The organism is Alkalibacterium iburiense (genome assembly GCF_039521845.1).
Lineage (GTDB): Bacteria > Bacillota > Bacilli > Lactobacillales > Carnobacteriaceae_A > Alkalibacterium > Alkalibacterium iburiense.
Window position 1 is genome coordinate 1 of the sequence record NZ_BAAACW010000049.1, and the last position, 1,558, is coordinate 1,558.

At 38.0% G+C, this 1,558-nt stretch carries 1 protein-coding gene; it reads left to right on the forward strand.

What is annotated here, in order from left to right; translation table 11 throughout:
• The first annotated feature begins 363 nt into the window (after nucleotides 1-363).
• A complete protein-coding gene (locus ABDZ53_RS04135) occupies nucleotides 364-1,194 on the forward strand; it encodes an FAD/NAD(P)-binding protein (protein ID WP_343754266.1) in 831 nt (276 codons plus the stop codon).
• The last annotated feature ends 364 nt before the right edge of the window (nucleotides 1,195-1,558 follow it).

Here is a 1,558-nt window from a genome sequence, read left to right on the forward strand (position 1 = left end):
ATTTTTAAATTTTTCATGATTTAATTATACCATGAGAGGTGCTTTTTTGTCTCTTTTTAGTATTTTCTTTTCAAATAAAAAGAAATAGTAGATGCTACTATATTAGAGGAATCCCCTTCTCTTTCCTATCAATTAGAAGATAGCGACGGGCAACAGTACGGGACATATGACACTGTCTTTTTCGCTATAGGGAATCCGCCTTATAAGGATTTCTATAACTTAAAGGGACATGATAACTATATACACCATCCCTATCCGGTTGTTGAGAAACTCAAATACGTTGATGAGGATGCAAGAGTCGCCATTATCGGTTCGAATTTAACTGCTTTTGATTTAGTCAATTATTTAAGCCATGAAAAAGATTTGACACATCCGATTGGGATATTTACAGTCGTCCCTTATTTCAACTCTTTAAGGGTGCCTCCTTATCAGGGACCTCCCCTAGAGTATTCTTTAAATAATAAATGGATTAAAGAAGAAGTACAAAAAAACAAGGGTATTCTTCCTTTAGACTTTATCATTGAAGCCATCACTCAAGATTTGAAGGCCAACGAGTTTAATCTTGAGGCTATTCACAAGCAGTATGGTCAGGATAAACTAGATAAGACTTACCAGGCCTATGCTGACAAAGAGCATCCTGAGCTTTCCAAACTACAGAAATACATTGCTCTTTTGTCTGGAAACTTAGCTGACTTGTATATGTCTCTGTCAAAGAAGGATCAACTGCGTTATCATTTGGATTATGCTCCGCTCTTTAGGCACTATCAAGTCCGGTTAGCTCCTGATGCGGTAGCGAATATGTATCAGCTGTGGAGCCAAGACCAACTTTTCGTTGAACATGAATTAATAGAAATTGACAAAGGAGACTCCTTTGTTTTAAAAAGTCAGAGTGGTCAAACGTATGAAGCGGATGTCGTTATCAATGCTTCCGGTTTTGAATTTAACCCCGAGCTTATAGATGATGCCAATCCTTTACTCACGAACCTTTTAGACAAAGGCTTTCTTCTAGATAAAGATAAAAGAGGCATATTAGTGACTTGGCCAGAATGCCGCGCCATTAATCAGCGATACGGCAAGCTCGATACGTGCTTTTTTGTTGGCCCTTGGATATCCAATACTCACTACGCCAATAACAATGTTAAAGCCCTTGTGGAAAAAGCGCATGAGATTGTGACTCAATATATGATGAATTAAAAAACGGTAAGCAGTTGATCATTTAACTGCCTACCGTTTTTAATTGCATTCTCTAATAGCGAGTGATGAGTTAACTTAATCCTGTACTTCCGTTTTTGAAATAAAGAGATAATAGATACCGAGCAATCCGGCAAGGAGTAAAGCCACAAAGACTTCCTGATAATCAATGATTAATTGGATTAGATTCATGATTACATCAATAAGTCCCGTATCTCCCGCAGAACGAAAAGCTAAAATGGGTCCGACTGTTATGAATAAGAAGAAAGCTATAATGCCTACTAGAAACGCTTTTAACGTGAACTACCCACCACTTAAATGCTGACGCATTTTGAAGTGGGGGCTTCCTACGAACTCCATTCTTACC